This window comes from Jiangella asiatica, assembly GCF_004349065.1.
Classification (GTDB): Bacteria; Actinomycetota; Actinomycetes; order Jiangellales; family Jiangellaceae; genus Jiangella; species Jiangella asiatica.
In genome coordinates, this window is the sequence record NZ_SMKZ01000002.1 from 200097 (window position 1) to 222865 (window position 22769).

Below are 22769 nucleotides of genomic sequence, written 5' to 3' on the forward strand. Positions count from 1 at the left end.
GGTCGATGACGACGCGGCTGGCGGTCGCGGTGCTGGTGCTCGGCGTGGCCGGGGCGCCGAGGGTCGCGGCGCTGCCGGCGGCACTCAACGCACCACCCGCGGGTGCCCGGACCGGGGTCACCGAGACCGCCGACACCATCGTGGTGCGTGGTGACACCTACGCCATGACCATCGTCAAGGACGGGTTCCGCTACGGGTTCACCGACACCGCCGGCCGCGAGACGCTGCCTCCGCACCCGGAGTCCGGGCTGCGCGTGGACGAGGCCGACGCCGCCGCCACCGAGCTGGTCAGCGACCCGAACGCGGCCACGGCGGTCCTCGACGTCACGCTCGACGACGGTGCCACGGTGCGGGTGCACGTCCACCCGTCGCCCACCACCGTGCGGATCACCGTCGACGACCTCGCCGGGCCGGCCACCGTCGACCTGCGCACCGCGCCGGCCGGGCCCGCCTACGGCCTGGGCGACTACGGCGCACACGCCGACGGCCAGCCCGACGAGGGCACGCCGTGCAGCGGCAACATCGAGGCCCGGCCCACCCTCGAGCTGACCGGCATCGTGCTGGACAACCTCACCAACCAGGGCTCCTGTAAGCGGTTCATCAGCACGTTCATGGTGTTCCCCCAGCAGGGCGTGGCCCAGGTGCTGTTCGACGAGGGCCAGAAGCGGGTCGCGCTCACCGACACCGAGAACCGGCTGGGCGCCGCGGCGGTGGACCGGATCGACGCCGTCCACTACTTCCTCGCCGGCGACGTGAGGCGCGTCTACGCCGACTACCGCGACGCCCGCGAGGCGCACGGCTACGTCGACGTCGAGCCGCGGCCGGACATGTTCGAGCTGGGCTGGGAGGCCTACGGCGCGCTGGCCTGGAACACCTACCAGTCGTCGGTAGAGGAGACCGTCCAGGGCTTCCTCGACCACGGGTACCCGCTGGGCTGGGGCGTCGTCGGCTCCGGGTTCTGGCCAGGGCCGCGCGGCCGACCCACCGAGGGGACCACCAACAGCTTCGGCATGTGGGACGACACCGAGGAGCCGGGCCGCGAGGACGCCCAGCCTGGGCTGCCGAACCCGCGCTACCCGGACCCGGACCGGCTCAAGGCGCTGTTCGCGGACAACGACCTCGACCTGCTGCTGGGCGCGCGGAACAACGTCAAGGCGCTCCCGGCCGACGGCGGCAACCACAACCCGGTCCACGACGGGCCGTTCACGGAGGAGGCCGCCGCAGCGGGCTTCCTCCTGCAGGACGCCGACGGCACACCCACGGTCGTGACCCGCGCGCAGTTCCCCAGCGGTCCCAGCTACGTGCTCGACGGCTCCGACCCCGACGCCGTCGAGTGGTACGTCGACCGGACCCGCGCTTGGGGAGTGGACGGGTGGAAGGAGGACACCATGCTCTACGAGCCGGACCTCCACCGCGACGGCAACTGGAACCCGGTGCAGACGGCACTGGCCGACGCCGGCGACCTGCTCATGGTCCGCAACGCCGCCTACTCCGTGCCCGGCGACATCGTCCGGATCAACGACACCATCTACGGCACCGGCGAGGTGTTCCACGAGGACCCCGACCGGATGCCGGTGAACCTGCTGAACCTGGCCGCCAGCGGCGCGGGCAACCTGTACCCGGACTACGTCGGCGGCACCCCGGGACCGTCGATGACCGACCCGGCGTACATGGACTACTTCATGCGCAACGCCCAGTTCAACGCCGTGACGCCGGTGCTTGCGTTCGGCAAGGGACCGTGGGAGCTGGGCCGTGCGGACTATGCGGAGTCGGTGAAGGAACTGGCCCGGTGGCACGACGCTTTGCACCCATACGTCTACGATGCCGTGCTCGACGGCAACGCGACCGGCTACCCGGCCGCGATGACCCCGCTGCCGATCGCTTACCCCGACGACGAGAACACCTACGGCCTGGTCAACGACGAGACCCGTCAGTACGAGTGGATGTTCGGCGAGTCGCTGCTGGCCACCCCGGTGTTCGGGGCCGACTTCGACACAGCGCAGGCCCGTGACGTCTACCTGCCCGCGGGTAAGTGGATCGACTACGAGACCGGCGCCGTCTTCACCGGTCCACGCACGCTCGATGATTACGCCATCGGCACCGATCGGGTGCCGGCGTTCGTCGGCGGCAAGGGCGTCTTGGTGACGCGTGACCGCGACGACTCCGGCGAGCTCACCGGCATGACGGCCGAGGTCTACCCGATCGCCACCGGCACGAGGTACGAGTGGACCGACGGTTCCGCCCGGAGCCGGGTGCTCAACGCCAACACCGGCTGGGACGCCGCAAAGCTGCGAATCACCGACCGGACCACCGGCGAGACCGTGCCGTTCGAGGTCGACGACGTGACCGGCGCGTTCCGGTTCGTGTTCGAGCCGGGCCACGACTACGTCCTCAGCGGCGGCGGCTGGGCGGCACATTCGCTGCCGGTGCCCGAGGCCGCGCCCACTGCCTCGCCGGACCCGGTCGAGGTCGACGCCTCGTCCGAGGGAACGTCGCTGTCCTGGTCGGCGGTCGACGACGCTCGGCACTACGTCGTCGAGGTCAGTGACAGTGAGAAGTGCCTCGGCGGCATCGTAGGAGCGACCGCGGAGACGACGTTCCCGCTGGGCCTGTCCGGCATCGGCGGCACGTACACGGTGTCCGCGGTGAACGAGCAGGGAGCCGGGCCGCGCTCGGCGCCGGTGGTCGTCGATCCCACCGACGACGGAGCCGGCGTGGTCACGGTCACCGATGAGGGCACGCCACCGAGGTGTGATCCGGACCGGCCCGCGTACGCGGAGACCGGGACGTGGCAGGGCAGCTCACTGGCGGGCTTCGACGGCACGAAGTCCCGGTTCACCCGAACACGCGGGGACACCGCCACCTGGACCGCCGACCTCACCGCGCAGACGTACGACGTCTCCGTCTGGTTCCCCCGGCACACCAACAGCGCCACCGAGGTGACCTACACCGTTCATCACGCGGGCGGCGAGACCGACGTGTCCATGGTCCAGGCCGACGCCGGAAACGCCTGGTTGTCGCTAGGGGAGTTCGCGTTCACCGACACCGAACCGGCATCGGTGACGCTCACCGCCGGCGGCACCGGAGTCTCCCGAACCGACGCGGTCCGGTTCACTCCGGCGGTGCAGGACGCGCCGCATCCGGGCACCGGCACGTGGACGGCGTCGTCGTCGCTGTTGCAGGACGTGACGATCTCCGGCCAGACGGTGCGCAACGTCGTAGACACCAGCATCGGCGGGTCGGACCGGCTCCCAGGTCCCGCTCACCGGGTCGCCGTCCCGGCTGGCACTTCGGCGATCAGCAACCCGATCCGCCAACATGCCGACGCCGACGCGGTGCTCGATTTCGACGTGGCGCTGGCCGATCCCGACGACCCCACCCGGCTCGCGCCGGAGTACGACAAGGGCGACCACCTGCACCCCAGCGATGCGGCCCGCGCACGGCTGGCAGAGGTCGTCGACCTCGCGAGCCTGCTTCCGTGACGGCGCGGACCTGTCGAGCGTGTCCTCATCCTTCGAAGCGAGGGGTACTCATGCACCGACCCATGACCAGACGATCAGCCGCCGGAGTTCTCGCCCTGTCACTGACGATCGCCGCGCTGGTGGCGCCGGCAACGGCGGCACCCGATGCCGGCGCGGCGACCGGTGTCGTCGACACCGGAGACACGCTCGTGGTGTCCGGAGACACATATGACCTGCGGATCGTCAAAGGCGGCTTTCGCTATTCGTTCGCCGATCGATCCGGTGCGGAGATCGTTCCGGCGCACCATGAGTCGGGGATTCGGTTCCTCCCGCAAGGTGAATCGCAATTCGCAGACGCGGTCGACGCCGAGTTGATCTCTCGTCCGAATGCCCGCACCGCCATCATCAAGGTGACGCTGGAGGGCGGTTCACGCATCACGGTGAACGTCCGCCCGTTCGACAGCCATGCACGCATCTCGGTGGGGAACCTTCCCGGCGAGGGCGGCACAATCGACTTCCGCACCGGCTACGTCGCGCCCGGCTACGGCCTTGGTGACCACGGCTCATGGGCCGACGGATCGGACGAGCAGGGCGAGTCGTGCAACAGCCGGGTGCGATCGCGACCGACCACAGAATTGACCGGGCTGGTTCTGGAGGACGTCACCAACGGCGGCAGTTGCCAGCGCTTCATCAGCAACTTCACCGTCTTCCCGAAGCAACGGTTCGGGCAGGTGCTGTTCGAGGACGGGCAGAAGCGGTTCGGGCTCACCGATACGGAGAACCGCCTCGGTGCCGCCGGTGTGGACCGGGTGGACGGCCTGTACTACTTCGTCGGCCGCGACCTGAAGGAGGTCTACGCCGATTACCGGCACGTACGTGCAGAACACGGCTACTACGACGGGCGACCCAACCAGGAGTTCTTCGGCCTGGGCTGGGAGGCTTTCGGAGCCCTGCGCTGGGACACCTATCAATCGTCAGTGACCGAAACAGTGCAGAGGTTCCTCGACGAGGGCTACCCGTTGTCCTGGGGTGTGGTCGGGTCGGGCTTCTGGCCGGGCGAGCGGAGCACCCCGGAGGAGGGCACGACCAACAGCTTCGGCATGTGGGACGACACCGCCGAAGTCGGGCGGGACGACGGGTTGCCCAATCCGCGCTATCCCGATCCCGATGCGCTGAAGCAGTTCTTCGCCGACAACGAGGTGAAACTGATACTCGGCGCCCGCAACAACTTCAAGGCGCTCCCGGAGGACGGGGGCAACTTCGTCGAGAAGTACGACGGCCCCTTTGTTCATGAGGCGATCGACCGCGGCTACCTGGTCAGCGACGCCGACGGCGCGCCCACGGTGATCACGAAGGCCGTGTTTCCCTCCGGCCACAGCTATGTGCTCGACGGCTCGAACGGCGAGGCCGTGGATTGGTTCGTGGAGCAGCTGCAGAAGTGGGGCGTGGACGGGTGGAAGGAGGACGCCATGCTCTACACGCCCAGACTCCACCGGGATGCGAACTGGAACCCGGTTCTGCGGGCGATGCACGAGGCCGGCGATCTGGTGATGGCGAGGAACGCCGCGTACTCACTCCCGGGAGACATTCTTCGGATCAACGACACGATCTACGGCACCGGCGAGAACTATCACACCGATCCGGACCGCATGCCGATCAACCTGCTGAACTACGCCGCCAGCGGCGTCTCCAGCCTGTATGGCGACTACGTGGGCGGGACGCCGGAAGTACCCATGAGCGATCCGTCGTACCAGAAGTACTACGTCCGAAACGCTCAGTTCAACGCGCTGCAGCCGGTGATGGCGTTCGGGCGCGGCCCATGGGAAATGGGCCGAGACGACTACGCGCGCGCCGTGAAAGACGTGGCGCTGTGGCACGAATCGATGCGGCCGTACATCTACGACGCGGCATTGGACGGGCACGAGACGGGCTTCCCATACGCGATGACGCCGCTACCCCTTGCCTACCCCGACGACGAGAACACGTACCAGCTCGCCAACGACACGACCCGTCAGTATGAATGGATGCTCGGTGAATCCGTGCTGGCTACTCCGGTGTTCGGTGCCGACTTCGGGACGGCACAGTCGCGTGATGTGTATCTGCCCGCCGGAAAGTGGATCGACATCGCGACGGGCTCGGTCTTCAACGGGCCGACGACTCTCGAGGACTACGTGATCGGCTACGACCGGGTGCCGGCGTTCGTCGGTGGCAAGGGCGTCACCGTCACCGGCGCCGACGACCACCTGCAGGCCCAGGTGTATCCGATCCAGACCGGTTCGAGCTACGACTTCAGCGACGGTGAGGACACCACCCGGATCCGCAATGACAACACCGGATGGGACACGGAATCCCTCTCGATCACCGACACGTCCACGCGCGGAGTGGTGGAGTTCGACGTCGACCCGGTCACCGGGGCGCTGTCGTTCCCGATCACGCCCGGCCATGACTACCGCCTCTCCGGAGGCGGCGCCGCGGAGCACACCGTGCCGCTGGACACCGAACCGCCGGAGCAGGTCACCGGCCTGTCGCACGCCGAGGCAGACGGTTTGACGACACTACGGTGGGACGCGGCCGTCGGTGCCCGCAGTTACGTGGTGTCGGTCAGTGGCCACGGCGCTTGCCCGAGCGACGAGGAGGTCGTCTTCGGCGCCACGACCGGCGCGGTCGAACTCACGCTGGGCGCGGCCGATTCGGTCGGCGGGACCTATCGGGTCCATGCGGTCAACAACGCCGGCACCGGCCCATTCTCCGAGGGTTACACCGTCGTCGCGCCCGACGACGAACCCGGCCCGGTCATCGTCACCAATGAAGGAGAACCACCCACCTGCAACCCGGAGAAGCCCGCGTACCACGAGACGGGCACCTGGTCACCCAGCGCCGTGCGCGGATTCGACGAGTCCAGAACGCGCTTCAGCCGGGACATCGGCGCCACGGCGACCTGGCGGGCCTCGCTGACACCCGGCGCATACGACGTTGCCGTCTGGTTCCCAGAGAACAGCATCTGCAGCGACGACACCACCTACGCCGTCCACCACGCGGGCGGCTCGACGGATGTCCCGGTGGATCAGTGCGCCACCGGCGGCCAATGGCATTCGCTCGGCACCTATGACTTCACAGCTGCCTACGCAGAGGTCACCCTCACAGTGGGCGGCGGGACCGTGCGAGCCGACGCCGTGCGCTTCAGCCACAGCCCTGAGTGACGGTACGACCGCTTGTTCGGGTTCAGTAACCTGCGATCTTGCCGGGAGGCATCATGCTCCGACGCCGACTGTTCGTTGCTCCGACCATGGCGGCGCTGTTATTGGCCTTCCACTTGTCAGCGCCTGCGGCGATGCCGGCGCCGGGTCAGGACATGGTCGTGACCGACACAACAGTGGAGTATGCGCACAATCCACTGGGTGTCGACGCACCTCATCCCCTCCTGAGCTGGGTGTTGGAGTCCCCGGAGCGGGCGCAGGTGCAGAGTGCCTATCGGCTTCAGGTGGCGTCCACGGAGGATCGGTTGACCGGCGGCCGGCCGGATGTGTGGGACTCCGGCTGGGTGTCGTCGTCGCAGTCGGTCAACGTCGCGTACGCAGGTCCGAGCCTGGAGTCCGGAGCGCGGTACTTCTGGCGGGTACAGGTCGCCGACGGGGACGGTGACCGCTCCGGATGGAGCGAGCCGGCCTGGTGGGAGATGGGGCTGCTCGACGAGTCCGACTGGGAGGCCGACTGGATCGGCATGCCGGAGGGCCCCAACAATCCAGCCGGGGCCTCCTGGATCTGGACCCCGGAGGGCGACCCGGCGACCTCCGTGGCCGCCGGCACTCGCTACTTCCGCCGGACGCTCGAGCTGTCGGCGCAACCCGTGGAGCGGGCCATGATGGTCCTGGCCGCGGATGACGCGTTCGTGTTGCATGTCAACGGCACGGAGGCCGCCCGCTCTCACACGCGGGTCTTCGGCGGTCGCATGGCCATCGAGGTCGACCTCGCCGATCTGCTGACCGCCGGGTCCAACACTCTGGCGGTGTCGGCCCGCAACCGGTACGTCGGCCCGGCGGGCCTGGTCGCCAAACTCGAGGTCGAGCTGGCCGACGGTCAGCGCGTCGAGGTCCTGACGGACTCGTCCTGGCGGGTGTCGCGGCGGAACGAGTCGGGCTGGGACCGGCCCGGTTTCGACGACTCCGAGTGGTCCGGCGCGCGCGAGGTCGCGGCCTACGGGGAAGGGCCGTGGCCGAACCAGGTCCGGCTTCGGCCGACCCATCCGCCGGCACCTCTGCTTCGCAAGGAGTTCACCGTCACCAAGCCGGTCAGCCGCGCACGGCTCTATGTGAGCGGGCTCGGATACGGCACGTACTTCCTCAACGGTGAGCGGATCGGTGACCGTGTCCTCGATCCGGCGTTCACCGACTACAACAGGCGGGTGCTGTACTCGACCTACGACGTGACCAACCAGCTCGAGCCGGGTGCCAACGCGTTCGGCGCTGAGCTGGGTCGAGGCCACCTCGGGTTCGTTCTCCCGGCCGGGGGCGCGGATTTCGTCGACGACACCAAGATGCTGATGCAGCTGGAGGTCGAATACACCGACGGCACCACCCAGACGGTGGCCTCGGACGGGACCTGGCAGGTGACCGAGGGGCCAACTGTCTACGACAACATCGCCACCGGCGAGACCTACGACGCCCGGCGGGAGCAGCCGGGTTGGGCGACGCCCGGCTTCGAGGCAACGGACTGGTCCAGCGCAGCGGTCCTTCCGCCGCCGGCGCCGGTGCTTCGGGCACAGTCGATGCCCCCGATCACGGCGACCGACATCGAGCCGGTGCGCATCACCGAGCCGAAGCCAGGTGTCCACGTGTTCGACATGGGCCGGACGACGGCCGGTTGGGCCAGATTGTCGGTCTCCGGTGCGGCCGGCACCGCGGTCCGGATGTTGTACGGCGAGGAGCTGAATGACGACGGGACGGTGCGGAACCTCGGTCACCACGACCCGGAACGAAGCGACGCGGCCGGACAGCTCGACATCTACATCCTCAACGGCAAGGGCAGAGAAGTCTGGGAGCCCGAGTTCAGCTACACCGGTTTCCAGTACGTCCAGGTGGAGGGCCTGCCAGAGCCGCCCACCACCGACACCATCACAGGCCGCGAGGTACACAACGCCGTCGACTCCGTGGGCGCCTTCGAGTCCTCCAACGAGCTGTACGGTCAGATCCACGACGCGATGCGTGCCACCATCCTCAACAACCTGCAGAGCATGCCGACCGACAGTCCGACGTTCGAGCGGCGCGGCTGGTCCGGTGACGCGCACGTGGCGCTGCCGACCATGCTCTACAACTTCGACATGGCCGCGTTCTTCAAGAAGTGGCTGGACGATTTCGAGGACAACCAGGTCGACACCGCAGAGAACCGAACCGACGACCGCGAACGAGGGCTCGGGCGGGTGACCGTCGTCGCTCCCTGGCCGAACGACTTCCGCTCCACCAGCATCTCCGCTGCCTGGACCGGGGTCCTCCCGGCTCTGGTGTGGTCGCTCTACACCGACTACGGCGACCGCACCGTGCTCACCGATCACTACGCGTTCCTCACCAGATACATGGATTTCATGGAGACCCTGCTCGACGACGGGATCATGAGCGTCGAGCAGTACGGAGACCACGCATCACCCTTCGGATCCAACCCCGAGGAGGACAGGCGCCTGGCCGGCACCGCGTACTTCTACAAGTCGCTGCGCGAAATGGCACGCATCGCCACCGTCCTCGGCGAGGCCGCCGACGCCGAGCGCTACGACACCGTGGCCGAGCACGTACGGGACCGTTTCAACGCCGTCTTCTTCGACCGGGACGGCGGCTACTACGACACCTTCGAGGGGTTCGAGTACAAGCAGACGTCGAACGCTGTGCCCCTCGCCTTCGGCCTGGTCCCCGAGGAACACGAGGCGTCGGTGGTCCAGAGCCTGGTCGACGACATCGAGGCTCGCGGCTGGCATCTCAACACCGGCATCCTGGGCACCAGCGTGTTGCTGCCGGTGCTGTCCGAGCACGGCCACCATGACGTCGCGCATCGTCTTGCCGGCCAGACCACGGACCCCAGCTGGGGCCACTGGATCGAGAACGGGATGACGACGATCCCGTCCCGCTGGCCCATGAGGCCCGGCTCCAACAACCACTACATGCTCGGAACGGTCGATGAGTGGTTCTACAGCCACGTCGCCGGCCTCTCCCCGGATCCTTCCGGGCCGGGCTACGAGAAGTTCGTCGTCCGGCCGTACCCCGGGGGCGTCGACGAGGCCAAGACGACGTACGAGTCCGTCCGTGGCGAGATCGAAACCGAGTGGGAACACGACGACGACATCTTCAGGCTCGAGGTCACCGTTCCCGTCAACGCGACGGCAACGGTCCATGTCCCCACCTCTGATCCGGGCAGCGTCACCGAAGGCGGGGGTCCAGCCGACCGTGCCGACGGCGTCCGGTTCCTCGAAGTGCGAGACGGATACGCCGTCTACGTGGTCGGCTCGGGCGAGTACCGATTCCACTCGGAGATCCAGGTGGCTCGGACGGTCAACCAATGAGCCCTGCGCGGCCGACGCCGACCACAACCTCGACACGATCTACGGCCATGGCCAGGCGTACCTCCACGACCGGACGTCGGTCGAGCACGGCCACACCCATGGAGCACCTCCTGCGGCTGGCGCAGGCCACGGATGCGCCTACGGCCGCCCGCTGGCGTGGCCAGGTGATTGGCTGGGCGCGCCGCGACACCGGCCCGGCGCTGCTGCCTTCCGCTCCGGTGGCCCCGGTGGGGTTGTTCCAGCACGTACTGAACTGCCTGGCGGCGCCACAGCGGTCGGAGCACCGGCAGCTCCCGGTGATGGACCGCGCCGTTCACCGGCGTCCCACCTGGACGTACGCCATCTCGATGTCGAGCCGCCGCATCCGCTACTACGAGCAGATCAACAACCAGAACAAGCGGGGCTGGCACACCGGCTCGGGCAGTGCCTACCTGTACAACGACGACGACACCCAGATCGGCGACGCGTCCTGGCTCACCGCCGACCTGCGCACCAGCGTCGGCGGCACCCGCATCGCCCGGCTCCGGCTTGCCTGACCCCGCATCGGTCACCGCTACAGGAGGACAAGATGTCTGCCGTACGCCGCCGGCTCGCCGGACTGGCCGCCACCGCGGCCGTCGTGCTGACACTGACGGCCGCACCGGCCCAGAGCACCGAGGAGAACGACTCCGGCGCGGCGGCCGCCGTCGTGCCCATCGACTGGGACCGGTTCACCGCCGGGCTCCCCGACGACGACCAGGCCGAGCGCACCCGGGCCATCCTGCTGAACGCCAACGAGTACGCGCTGCGCACCTGGTTCCCGGCGAAGTTCGGGTCACAGACGGGGCCCTACCTCGACCTCGGCGGCGTCGGGGAGGGCAGCATCCGCCCGCCCGGCAGCGAGGCGCTCGCGCTGGCGACGTCGGTGGCCACCGGTGCCTACGACGCCGCTGCGACCGGCGTACCCGAGCCGCGGGCCAGGGAGGTCGCGATCCTACTGACGACGTCGATCGCGTACCGGCACGAGACCAACTCCGCCGGCGGGTGGGGGACGGCCTGGCAGAGCGCGCTGTGGGCGTTCAACGCCGCGTTCGCCGGCTGGCTGCTCTGGGACGACCTGACCCTCGCCGACCAGGAGCGGGTGGCGCGGATGGTGCAGGCGGAGGCGGACGTGTTCCTGGACTACACCGTGCCCTACTACCAGCGGCCGGACGGCACCGTCGTCACGCCCGGCGACAGCAAGGCCGAGGAAAACGCCTGGAACGCCGCGTTCCTCAACCTCGCCGTGTCGATGATGCCGGAGCACCCGAACGTCGCGGTGTGGCAGGACAAGGCGATCGAGCTCATGATCTCGGCGTACTCGCGCCCCACGGACCTGCACGACGACACCGTCGTGAACGGCAAGGAGCTGCGCGAGTGGCTGAACGGCTCGAACATCTTCGAGGACGGCACGCTGGTCAACCATTCCCGCATCCACCCGGACTACTTCACCAGCATCGCCAACAGTGTCGGCGCCCCGCTGGCGTACGGGCTGGCCGGCCGGGCGACGCCGCGCGCGGCGCTGCACAACGCCGGCGTCGTCTACCATGCGCTGGCCGACCACGAGTTCGCCGCGCCGCCGTACGCCGAACCCGGCGGCACCATCTACATGCGTGACGCCGAGGGCGCGGCGACCGCGGACATCTACTACCCGCAGGGCAACGACTGGGGCACCAGCCGGCAGCTGCACTTCCTGCTGCTGGACACCCTGGCCGCCGTCTTCGGCTTCGACACCGGTACCGCCGTGCCGGCCGCGGACTGGGCCGCGGCGCATGCCGGGCGCGCGCTGGCCATGCAGGCCCGGTTCGACGACGGCCGCACGTACGGCGCGCCGTCGGAGGACACGTACTCCGGGCGCGAGGAGTGGGTCGCGCTGCTGGCCGGCCGGACCTACCTGACGAACTGGCTGGACCACAACGCGCCCATCCAGTTCACCGACCAGGCGTTCCCGGTGCGCCCGGGCGACCACCTCGGCGCCACCCTCACCGTCGACGCGGCGGCGTCCTACCCGCGCGGTGTGCCCACACCGCTGACCGCGACCGTCACCAGCCGCTCCGAAGTGCCGCTGCATCGGCTGGAGTTTCAGCTCGTGCTGCCTGACGGCTGGCAGGCGGTCCGCCAGTCCGGCGCCGACGGCCTGCTGCGACCCGGCGCGATGTCGACGACGACCTGGCTGGTGACCGCACCGGACGACGGCGGCGACACCGCGGAGCTGCGTGCCGGTGTCAGCTATCGCGGCTTCGGCGTTCAGCGTGAGCTGGAGCGGACCGCGTTCGTGGCGGTCCCGCCGGGTGTCAACGTCGCGCTGGGCAAGCCGGTGACGGTGTCGTCGGTGCTGCGCGCCACCGCGGGCGGCGACAAGGCCGTCGACGGCGGGTTCGCCGACGCCAGCCGGTGGATCTCGGCCGAAGGGGACCCCGCGCCGTGGCTCGTCGTCGACCTGACCGCGCCCACCCGGATCGGCGAGATCCACCTCTACTCCGGCTACGTCACCACCAACCACGACCCGACGACGACCTTGAAGGACTTCACGGTCGAGGCCCGGACCGACGCCGGCTGGCGCGAGGTCGCGCGGTTCACCGGCAACGTCGCGCACCGGGTGGTGGTCGACGACGTCGGGCTCTCCGCCGACCAGGTGCGACTGTCCATCACCGACCCGTCGGGCAGCACGATCGACGTCGCGCGGGTCTTCGAGGTCGAGGTCTATGAGGAGGCGTCGTGATGCGATCGTCCCGGCTCGGCCGGCCGGCACGGCGACCTCCGTCGTGCTCAGGGCCGTGTCGAGCGGCTTCACCCGAGCCGGCGCCGGCCCGCTTCGTCCCCGTGCCCTGATCTGCCGACATCCAGAGCGAAGGAGCATCTCGTGCGCACATCCCGTCGCCGGCTCGCCGGCCTGCTGGTCGCTCCCGTTCTCGCCGCCGGGTTGGCGGCCGGCCTCACCACCGGACCGGCCGCCAATTCCGCCAACGCCGGCGAGTCGTTGTTCGCCGAAGACTTCTCCGCCGGCATGGGCGCCTGGCGGGCCGTGACCGGGTCGCTCGACGAGTGGCGGATCGAGGGCACGGAGTTCGCATACACCACCGTCGACACCCTGGCGCAGACCTCCGGGCGCTACATCACCCCGGACCCAGCGCTGGTGCTGCCGGAGGCGTACGAGGTCCGGGTCCGGGCCCGGGTCGACGACCCCGGGCCCGGCGGTTCGGTGCCGCTCAACGTGCTGGCCGACTGGACCGACACTTCCGCGCCGACCCGGCAGAACCTGTCCCTGCAGCTCCCTGGTGGCGGCGGGATGCGGATGGCGCAGCCGATCGCCGGACAGATCGTCTGCAGCGGCCCGGCACCGCTGATCTCGCCCGGCGAGTGGTTCGACATCGTGCTGCGCCGGGCCGGCGGCATCCTCGTCGTGGAGATCAACGACCAGCGGGTCGCCGCGGTGCGAGCCGGCGACACGGGCGGCACGGTCGGGCTCGGCGTCTACCGGGCCCGGACCTCGGTCGACTCCGTGGTGGTGGAGGCGCTGGACGGCGTGCCGGATGACCACCCCACCGAGCCGAGCGGCTGCGACTGGAGCCCGCCCGGCGAGCCCGACGACGAGCAGCCGGTGCTGCTCAACCAGAGCGGCTTCAACACCAGCTGGCCGAAGCGGTTCACCGCGCCGAAGGCCGAGGACGGCGCCGCGTTCACCGTCGTCGACGCCGACGGAACGGTGCGCTTCTCCGGGACGGTGCACGGAGGGGTCGGTGACTTCAGCGCGTTCCGGCCGGGCGCGGGGGAGAGCGACTTCCGCGTCGTCGTCGATGGCGAGGCCGGCACCGGCGAGTCGGTGGCGTTCGGCATCGGCCCGTCCTGGCTGGAGCGGGTGTCGTACGAGAACGCGGTCGAGTTCATGACCGGGTCGCGCTGCTACTTCGGCGACGCCGCGGCATCCGACGTCGGCTGGAACGGCTCACGCTGCCGATGGAGCGTCATGTGGCGCGACGGCGACACGTACTCGTTCGAGGTCCCGACGCTGATCGACCTGTTCTCGGCCAACCCGGCAGCCTTCGAGGGGATGCGCTTCGACGACGCCGTCTACCAGGGCATGGCCTACGAGCTGCCGGCCGACACGCCCGAGGTCGTGCGGCTGATCGCTTGGGGCGTCGACCGGATGCTCGCGCACGACGTCAACCACACGCTGTGGAAGGGGCAGCTGGCGGCGTTCCTGCGTGCTTACCCCGACCTCGCCGCGTGGATCCCGGTCGAGATGTACGAGGACACCCGCGACTACCTGTTCCCGCTGTGGAGCCACCAGCCGCACGACCGGTTCACCTCCGCCTACGACTACACGCCGCACACCGCGGACCTGTTCCAGACCTACACCCAGGTCGGCACCGGCAAGGGCGAGCTCCCGCCCGGCCACTCGATCCGGCCGAACCTCGACATGCACGAGGTGGCGCTGCGCGAGGGCCGTGACGACGCCGATGCCTACCTCGACGCCGCCCGGCGCAACGCCGCCTGGATCGTCGACGAGCTGGACTGGAACGACCCCCGGACCACCAAGGGCCAGCGGATGTCCGAGCACGTCACGGTGACGGGGCTGGTCGACTTCCTGCGGCGGTACCCCGGCGAGGCGCCGGCCGGGACCGCCGCGAAGATCACGCAGTGGGCTTCGGTCGCCGTCGCCCGCTCGGCGAACCTGTGGGACTTCCGGCGCTACTCCGACGACCGCTGGACGATCCCGTCGTTCTCCGGCGGCGGCGGTGCCGACCCGAACGAGACGGGGAACCTCGCCGGCCTCGCGGCGCCGGCCCTCGCCGCGGCAAGTGTGGTCGACGACCCGGAGCTGGCCGGCCGGCTGCGCGAGATCGCCGTCGCCGCCGTCGACAACGTCTTCGGCCGCAACCCCACGGGACGGCACGCCTCGTACCGCGCGCCGACGCAGCAGTGGGGCTTCGAGGGCGTGGAGCTGGGCTGGTACAGCGAGTACCAGGGCGGCGCCGGCCTGCTGCAAGGCATTCCCGGCGTGCTCGACGGGTCGCCGAAGAACGCGCACTACCCGTTCGCGCCCACCGTCGGCAACATCGGCCACAGCGAGGGCTGGGTGGCGTTCAACATGGCCTGGAACGCCTCGCTGGCCTGGCTCGCCGACACCGAGACGGCGGTGCGCGTCGTGTCGTCGTCCGGCGAGCCGGTCACGCACGTGCTGTCGAGGTCGGCCGCGACGGTGGAGCTGACCGCACCGCTCGACCTCGACACCGCCGTGCTCGACGAAGCCGAGGTGCGGGTGCGCGTCGGTTCCGGTCCCGCGCGGCCGCTGCCGGTGCGGCAGGTGAGCCCCGACACCACGACGTTCGCCGGGCCGCTCGACGTCGCGGCGCTCGGGGCCGAGCCCGGTGACGTCGTGACCGTGTCGTACGGGCTCGGCTCCTTCACGGCGCTGGCGCGGGTGACGGTCGAGGCGGCCGACGCCTGCCCGGACGGCCACGCCTCCGACGTGACGGTGACCTTCGGTGCCGTCGACTCCGGCGTGCCCAACCGCGACCGCGGCGACGGCTGCACGTTCCTCGACGTCGTCGAGGCACAGGGACCGTTCGCCGACCATGGCGCGCTGGTCCGTGCCGTCCGCACGACAGCCGACGGCTGGCGCGAGGACGGCCTGCTGACCCGGCAGCAGAGCCAGGACCTGCTGACCGCGGCGGCCGCCTCGGGACGATCGTCATGACCCGCCGGCACCGCGAGCACGGCAGACCCCGCATGAGGACGCTCGCTCTTTCACTGGCCGCATCCGTGCTACCACTGGTCACGGCGAGCGCGGCCGTGGCGCCGCAACTCGCCGTCGAGCCGGTCCCGTTCGCCATGGACGCCACCAACCAAGCCGCGTGGTGGAATCCGGTGGCCGAGCACGACGGCGCGACCTATTTCGCCTTCGACGCCCCGGCCGACGAGGAGAACCTGCACGAGGTCCACATCGCCAAGCGCACCGACACCGGCGAATGGACCGTCGGCTGCCTGCGCGCCGGCGACGGCAGTTGCGTCCGGTACAACGACGACATCGGCCACCACCAGCCGTCGATCGCGGTCGACGGCCGCGGCCACATCCATGCGTTCGTGTCGATGCACGGCCACGGCTGGCGTTACTACCGCTCGGACGAACCGGGCTCGGTGACCACCCTCACCAACCACTCCGCCGAGATGCCCGACACCGACGGCGGCGTCACCTACCCGACGACCACGTCGACACCGACCGGCGACGTGTACCTGATCGCCCGGGTGGCCTCCGCCGAGACCGGTGCGTCACCCAGCGGCCGGCTCTACCGGTGGGATGTCGACACGAGCACGTGGACCAGGGTGGCCGTCTTCGCCCACGAGCCCGGCTACGCCATCTACCCCGACCAGCTCCAGGCCGACCGGCGCGGGCAGGTGCACATCCTGTGGGAGTGGGCCGACGGCAGCGCCTCGGGCATCCGCCACCTCGGCTCCTACCTGGTGTACCAGCCAGAGCACGACAGGTTCGTCGGTGCCGGCGGCCTGCCGGTGCGGGTGCCGGTCACGACCGAGGCTCCGGCCGACGTCGTGTACCAGCCGCTGGAAGGCGAGGAGAGCAAGGACGACGGCACCAGCAGCGTCGACCCGGGCATCCAGAGCGCCAAGCTGGTGCTCCTCGACCCGGCCGTGCGGCCCGGAGCTGTCGCGTACCGGTACCGGCCCGAGCCGGGTGCGCTGTTCCAGGTGCGCTGGGCGCAGTGGGACGGACGGCGGTGGGTCCGCGAGACGATCTACTCCGGCGCCATGGAGACCGAGGCCGCCATCGGCGCGACCTACCACGACCGCGTCGCCCGGGTCTACTACACGTTCAAGCCGCCGATGTGCGATCCGGGCAGCACCGAGCGCGGTGGGCTCTTCCTGGCCGAGAAGGAGGTCTCGCTGCGGCCGGTTCGGACGGACGCGGGCTGGACGGTCTCGCTCCTCGAGGACGAGTCGGCGATCCTGCGGCTTGCCACGACGACGAGGGACGACGGTACCGACGTGTTGTACCTGGCCGCGCCGAACATCGACGACCCGCCGGCCAGCCGGCTGTACTACGCGACCCTGCCGAGGACGGAGGACTCCGCCGAGGGGTCCGCCGACGTGCTGGCCTCGGCGTCGGCCGCCGAGGACGAGACGAACTGGGCGTATGCTGCCGACGTCATGGTCAGCTCGGCACTGACACCGCAAAGCGGCGGCACCTGCCTGGTCGACGGCAACCGCACCGACCGCAACAGCAGGTGGATCTCCGCCCGCGGCGACCTGACGCCCACGGCCACGATCCAGCTGGCCCAGCCGGTCGACGTCGACCGCGTCGAGGTGTACAGCGGCTACTTCACCGACAGCCGGGCGATCGTCCGGGCCTTCACCGTCGAGCTTCTCGTCGACGGGTTGTGGCAGCCGGTGGCGAGCGTCACGGACAACACGCGCAACCCCGTCGTCGTAGACGTGGCCGGGTCCGCTCCTGCCGACCAGGTGCGCCTGGTGCTGACCGACCCGTCGGGCTACGAGGGCGGTTCGGATCTGGCGCGGGTCTTCGAGGTCGAGGTCTACGGATCGAGGGTTCCATGACGCTGACCGATCTCGCCGTCGACGTCGCGGCCCGGACCGCTGGCTGCCCGGTGACGATCTGGGGCTTCGGCATCGGCGGTACGCTGTCCGGACTGGTGCGGGCGTCGTCGGCGACCGGGTCGCCGGAGTTCGCGGACCGGGTGGTCGAGCTGGTGCGACCGGCGCTGTCCGCGCGGGCGGCACCCACGGACCACCTGATACCGGTCGAGGCCCTGCTCGAGCTGAACCGGGCCCGGCCGTCGGTGGCGGTGGGCGCCGCCTGCGAGCAGTGGGTGGCGACGGTGCTCGGCGCCCCGCGTGGCGGTCGCGGCGGGCCGAGGGTGCACCGGCCGGACCTGGAGCCGTGGTCGTCGACCATCTGGGTCGACTGCATGCACACCGACGGGCCGGGCCTGGCCGCGCTGGGGCTCGGCGAGGAGGCGGTCGCGTACGCCAGCGAGTACGCCGAGGTCCTGCAGCGCGACGACGGGCTGTTCCACCACGGCTACGACGTCGACACCGGCCGCGGCAACGGGGTGGCCTGGGGCCGCGGGCAGGCATGGGCGCTGTTCGGGCTCATGGACACCGTGCTGGCCGCGCCGGACGACGCGCTGTCCAAGCGGCTGACCCGGCTGGTCGAGGCGCTGGCCCGGCACGAGGACGCCGGGCGCTGGCACACCGTCGTCGACGACCCGTCCTCGCCGGTGGAGCACAGCGTGGCCGCCTACGTGGCCTGGGGCGTCGGACGGGCGGTTGCGCACGGCCTGGTGGGCGACGGCCACGGCGCGATGGCGCACCGGGCGTTCGAGGCGACGCTGGACGTGCTCGACGACGCGGAGCTCGAGGTCTCGGAGGCGACCCCGGTCGGCGACCGGACGAACTACGTGACCAGGGCCACCGGGGTCTTCCCGTGGGGCCAGGCGCCGGTGCTGCACGCGCTGCTGGACCGGCTGGATGGAGGAACGCACGCATGAAGGTGACGTCGGTCGAGACGTTCGTGCTCGGGGCCGCGCCCGAGGAGGTGTACTGGGGCGCCCGCACGTGGAGCGCCACCAGCGGCCGCCCGCTCGTCGAATACCCGCCGGAGGCGAGGCGCCGCTACGTCTACAGCGACACCATCGACACCGTCCTCGTGCGGGTGGCCACCGCCGATGGCGCGGTCGGCTGGGGCGAGTCGAAGGCACCGGTCGGGGCGCGGGCGACCGCTGCCATCGTCGACGACCTGCTCGCGCCGCTCGTCGTCGGCACCCGGCTGGACGAGATCACCGCCACCTGGGAGCGCATGTACGCCGGGATGCGGGTGCGCGGGCACGACACCGGGTTCTGGCTGGAAGCGCTCGCGGGCGTCGACATCGCGCTGTGGGACGCGTGGGGGCGTACCCTCGGTCAGCCCCTGTCCGCGCTGCTCGGTGGGCGCTTCCGCGACACCGTGCCGGTCTACGCGTCGGGCGTTCCGGGCGCGCCAGCCGGCTCTGGGGAGGCCGGTCAGGAGCAGGTGCGGGCGGAGGCTTCCCGGCTGCGCGAGCGGGGCTTCGGCGCGGTCAAGGTGGCGATCGGCGTGGCGCCCGCCGACGACGTCGCGTCCGTCGGCACCGTGCGGTCGGTGTTCGGTCCGGACGCTTCGGTGTTCGCCGACGCCGCCGGCCAGTACGAGCTGCCCCAGGCGCTGCGGGTCGGCCGGGCGCTGGCCGAGCTCGACGCGGGGTTCTTCGAGATGCCGCTGCCGCCGGAGGACATCGACGGGTACGCCCGGCTGGCGGCGGCACTGGACCTGCCGCTGGCCCTGGACAGCCTGGCCACCCGGCACCGGGCGCTGCAGTTCCTGCGCACCGGCGGCCTGCACGTACTGCAGCCCGACGTCTGCCGGGCGGGCGGCATCACCGAGACGATGCGCATCGCCGCCCTCGCCGACGCGTTCGGCGCCCAGGCCACGCCGCACGTCAGCATCGGCTCGCCCATCCACGTCGCCGCCAGCGTTCAGTGCGCCGCGGCGATGCCCAACTTCTCGATCATGGAGTTCTGGGTGGGTACGAACCCGCTGGCCGTGATCGCCCCGGATGCGCTGGCGCCGTCCGGTTCCGCGATCACCGTCCCCACCGGGCCCGGTCTCGGCGTCACCGTCGACGAGTCGGCCGTGCGCACCCTCGCCGCCACCTCTTCCAAATGATCACGTTCAGCACGAAATCTCGTGTCGCACCATGCTTGCAAGCCTGGTGACGCGCGTGAAGTCCTGGTGACGGATGCCAGCGTGTGGCGCCGCTCGACAGACGGCGATCCGTGCTACTGAGACCGGCGTGACCGCGGCGGGTGTCAGGCGCGGAGGTTGATCAGCGTCGGGCCGGTGCGAGTGCCGTCGGAGCGGGACAGCGCGACGACGCAGTGGCCGGCCGGGATGCGGGTGACGATGTCGGACACCGTCCACCGGGGGCGTTCGACGCGGCGCAGGCTGGTGCCCTTGGTGGTGCCCCAGTTGCGGGTCTCGCCGTCGGAGCGGTTCCAGCCGCCGCGGCTGTCGCGGGAGCTGCCGGTGGTACGGGCCAGGCCGACCGCCTCGCCCTGGCTGTAGCTGATCTCGGAGACCCAGTGATCGCCGAACCAGTCGGAGAAGACCTTCGCGTCGACGGGATCGATGCCTCCGAACACGGCCTTGCAGCCGACGGAGCCGAACACCGTCGCCCGGACCTGGACGGGAAAGTCGCTGATGGTCTGGGCGAGCAGGATCAGCCCGGCGTTGTTGGAGCGCAGCTTCTGCACGCCGCGAGCGACGTAGTCGTCGACGAAGCGGCCGGCCTCGTCGATGGCCAGCGCCTTGAAGATGCCCCGGTTGGTGTCGGGAGCGGACGTGACCTGCACAAACTGCGACACCACCAGCCTGGCGAGGATGCGGGTGGCGTCGGGGAACTCCGCCTCCGGCAGCGAGACCCGGACCCGGGTCGGCCGGTTGATGTCGTGCATGCGGAAGGTGTTGTCGCGGTCGAACAGCTCCATCAGCCGCGGCCGGGCCAGCAGCTGGAACCGCTCGACCAGGGACGCGGCGGGATCGGCGTTGCGGGCTTGCTGGTCGCGGCGGCTGTCCAGCAGCGCTTTGGCCTCCTTGCCATCCGGGCCGCGCAGGTTGGCCTTGACCTGGTCGGTCATGCCTTGCTCGGAGCGCAGCAGCGCGAGCATCTCGCGGATCTTCGGCCATCGGCCGAACGCGAGGTGGAACGGCGCCAGACAGGCGTAGAGCGCGTTGCGCGAGCCGTCCATGAAGTAGGCCATGTCGTCGGTGACGTACGGCGGCAGCATCGCGCTGGCCAGCCGGTCGGCCGCGGTGTCGGGGTGGTTGGTGCCGCCGTACAGGTCGAACCCGGTGGTCGGGTTGAGGGGGTCGATGGTGACATCGAACCAGCCGTCGTAGGCGAAGTCGTCGCCCTTGGGATCGACGACGACGACGCTGGCCTGCTGCGCGAGCGCCGACAGCGACAGGTGCTCGACGAGCGGCAACGCGAAGCTGCGCGTCTTGCCCGACCCTGGCGGGCCGATGACCAGCAGTGACGTGCGCAGGACGTCCTGGTCGATGCCGAAGTCGGTGGTGACGACGGTGTCGGCGTGCGGGTCCTGGACGGTGCGGCCGATGCGCACCTGACCGGCGGCGAGGTTGTGCCGGGCCAGCCGCGGCACCGGGAGGTCGTGCAGGGCGGACGGGTGAGCCAGCGCCGACGGGCCGTAGCGGACGATCTCGTCGGCCAGCTGTGCCGTGGCGGTTGGATCGCCGGAGCGGGTTTCGATGGCGCCGACGATACGGGCGGTGTCGACGTCGGACAGCCGGCCGTCCTGGGTGAGTCGGTCCAGCGCGACAGCCGCGTCGGGGTGGTCCGCGCGCAGGGACTCCCAGGGCGTCGCGCGCTGCCGCCGTCTGCCGAGCATCATGCGTTCTTCCTCAGGTAGGAGTCGAGCTTCTTGATGCGGGCCGCGAGCGCCGGGTGGGTGCTGAACAGCCGGACCCGCAGCACCGCGGTGCGGCGGTCGTCGTCGACACCCTGGCGCAGCCAGTCCTCGAAGACCTCGATGAGTGCGTGGCCGTACCCGAGCTCGGCGGCGACGCGGTCCGCGCGGAACTCGCTGCGCCGGGCCAGCCATGGCAGCAGCAGCGGTGACAGCACCACCACCAGCACCGTCGGCGGCGCCCATGCCTGCCCTGACTCGACCGCGGTGATCATGAGCATGACCAGGAAGAACGCCACGAACGCCAGCAGCGACCAGGTGATGACCCGGGCGATGAACGCGGCCAGCCCGGGCATCTTCGCCACGACCGCGAAGATGACCGAGAACACGCTGACCACCAGTCGCAGCACCATCCGCAGCGAGCGGGTGAGCAGCCGCGCCGGCACGGAGTACCAGTACGCCAGCAGGTTGCTCCACGGGTGCCCGCCCAAATGATGGCCCAGCTCGTGGCACAGCACCGCGGCCAGGTGGTGGTGCGGCATGGCGTCGAGGGTCTTGCGGGTGACGGTGACGATGTGCCCGGACGTGGCGTAGGCGTTGAGCGCGTCGCTGTCCTCGATGAACAGCTGGTAGCGCGCCCCGTCGCGGCCGGCGGCGTCGGTGACCTCGCGCCAGGCGTGATCCAGCCGCTCGCGCTCGCTGGGCGTGGGCCGGCGGGCCCGGAAGAAGTACCGCGCCAGCATGACCTCGACCGGGCGGTAGAAAATGAGGGCGCCGCTGAGCAGCCACAGCACCATGACGAGGATGGGCACGACGGAGAGGTTGCCGACCAGCGACCCGACGCCCAGACCGACCAGGCCGACGACGGTGAGGCTGAAGAGGAACCACGGCAGTGCCAGGACCAGCGACGCCCAGGTCGAGAGGTCGACGGTGCGCCGGTGCCGCATCGGTCGCGGCGTGGTGGCCTCGCTGGAGAACCGGCGCCGGAAGGCGCCCGGGGCCGCCGTCATCGCCTCCGGGTCGTCGAACCCCCCGGGTGGGCCGGTGGGCCGCGCCCGCGAAGAAGCGCCGGGTGGGCTGGTCCCGGCCTGTCGCTGGTCGCTCATCGCCGCCTCCGATGGAGCTACTGATCTTCGATTGAAGCTGCCGACATGACCGCCGTGCAACCGTGAAAGTCACAATATGGCCCGCCGGTGACACTCGTCGCCCGAATCGTTCCGGTCCGTACCACCCGCCGAATGCCCGCGAGCGGGGCGGCGCGGGGC

11 protein-coding genes are annotated in these 22769 nt (G+C 70.4%); 9 read left to right on the forward strand and 2 right to left on the reverse strand.

Features of this window, described 5'->3' with window-relative positions:
- Positions 1 to 5: 5 nt before the first annotated feature.
- From E1269_RS02830 to E1269_RS02870, 9 genes are all read left to right on the forward strand, one after another.
- Positions 6 to 3482: a golvesin C-terminal-like domain-containing protein gene (locus E1269_RS02830; RefSeq protein WP_131890880.1), complete on the forward strand. Its 3477-nt coding sequence runs from the start codon at positions 6 to 8 to the stop codon at positions 3480 to 3482.
- The gene (locus tag E1269_RS02835; protein WP_203432804.1) at positions 3479 to 6661 is read left to right on the forward strand and encodes a golvesin C-terminal-like domain-containing protein; all 3183 of its coding nucleotides are present in this window, start codon (positions 3479 to 3481) and stop codon (positions 6659 to 6661) included. Before E1269_RS02830 ends, E1269_RS02835 begins: the two co-directional genes overlap by 4 nt.
- Before the next feature lie 158 nt (positions 6662 to 6819).
- Entirely contained in the window at positions 6820 to 10005 is a 3186-nt protein-coding gene (locus E1269_RS02840) for a family 78 glycoside hydrolase catalytic domain (RefSeq protein ID WP_131890882.1), read from the forward strand.
- A gap of 98 nt (positions 10006 to 10103) precedes the next feature.
- The gene (locus tag E1269_RS02845; RefSeq protein ID WP_203432806.1) at positions 10104 to 10541 is read left to right on the forward strand and encodes a polysaccharide lyase family 8 super-sandwich domain-containing protein; all 438 of its coding nucleotides are present in this window, start codon (positions 10104 to 10106) and stop codon (positions 10539 to 10541) included.
- 32 nt (positions 10542 to 10573) lie between these two features.
- The gene (locus tag E1269_RS02850) at positions 10574 to 12745 is read left to right on the forward strand and encodes a discoidin domain-containing protein (RefSeq protein ID WP_131890888.1); all 2172 of its coding nucleotides are present in this window, start codon (positions 10574 to 10576) and stop codon (positions 12743 to 12745) included.
- 141 nt (positions 12746 to 12886) lie between these two features.
- Positions 12887 to 15724 (forward strand): early set domain-containing protein, encoded by a 2838-nt coding sequence (locus tag E1269_RS02855; protein WP_131890891.1) that lies wholly within the window; start codon positions 12887 to 12889, stop codon positions 15722 to 15724.
- 65 nt (positions 15725 to 15789) lie between these two features.
- Positions 15790 to 17598, forward strand: a complete 1809-nt coding sequence (locus E1269_RS02860; RefSeq protein ID WP_162606203.1) for a BNR-4 repeat-containing protein — start codon at positions 15790 to 15792, stop codon at positions 17596 to 17598.
- On the forward strand, positions 17595 to 18551 hold the full coding sequence (locus tag E1269_RS02865) for a glycoside hydrolase family 88 protein (RefSeq protein ID WP_131890897.1): 957 nt from the start codon (positions 17595 to 17597) through the stop codon (positions 18549 to 18551). The genes E1269_RS02860 and E1269_RS02865 overlap by 4 nt, the downstream gene beginning before the upstream one ends.
- Entirely contained in the window at positions 18548 to 19744 is a 1197-nt protein-coding gene (locus E1269_RS02870) for a mandelate racemase/muconate lactonizing enzyme family protein (protein WP_131890900.1), read from the forward strand. Before E1269_RS02865 ends, E1269_RS02870 begins: the two co-directional genes overlap by 4 nt.
- A 143-nt stretch (positions 19745 to 19887) precedes the next feature.
- Here E1269_RS02870 and E1269_RS02875 read toward each other — a convergent pair whose 3' ends face one another.
- Together E1269_RS02875 and E1269_RS02880 are read right to left on the reverse strand one after the other, a co-directional pair.
- A complete protein-coding gene (locus E1269_RS02875; RefSeq protein ID WP_131890903.1) occupies positions 19888 to 21489 on the reverse strand; it encodes a type IV secretory system conjugative DNA transfer family protein in 1602 nt (533 codons plus the stop codon).
- Positions 21486 to 22610: a M48 family metalloprotease gene (locus E1269_RS02880; RefSeq protein WP_131890906.1), complete on the reverse strand. Its 1125-nt coding sequence runs from the start codon at positions 22608 to 22610 to the stop codon at positions 21486 to 21488. The genes E1269_RS02875 and E1269_RS02880 overlap by 4 nt, the downstream gene beginning before the upstream one ends.
- Positions 22611 to 22769 lie beyond the last annotated feature (159 nt).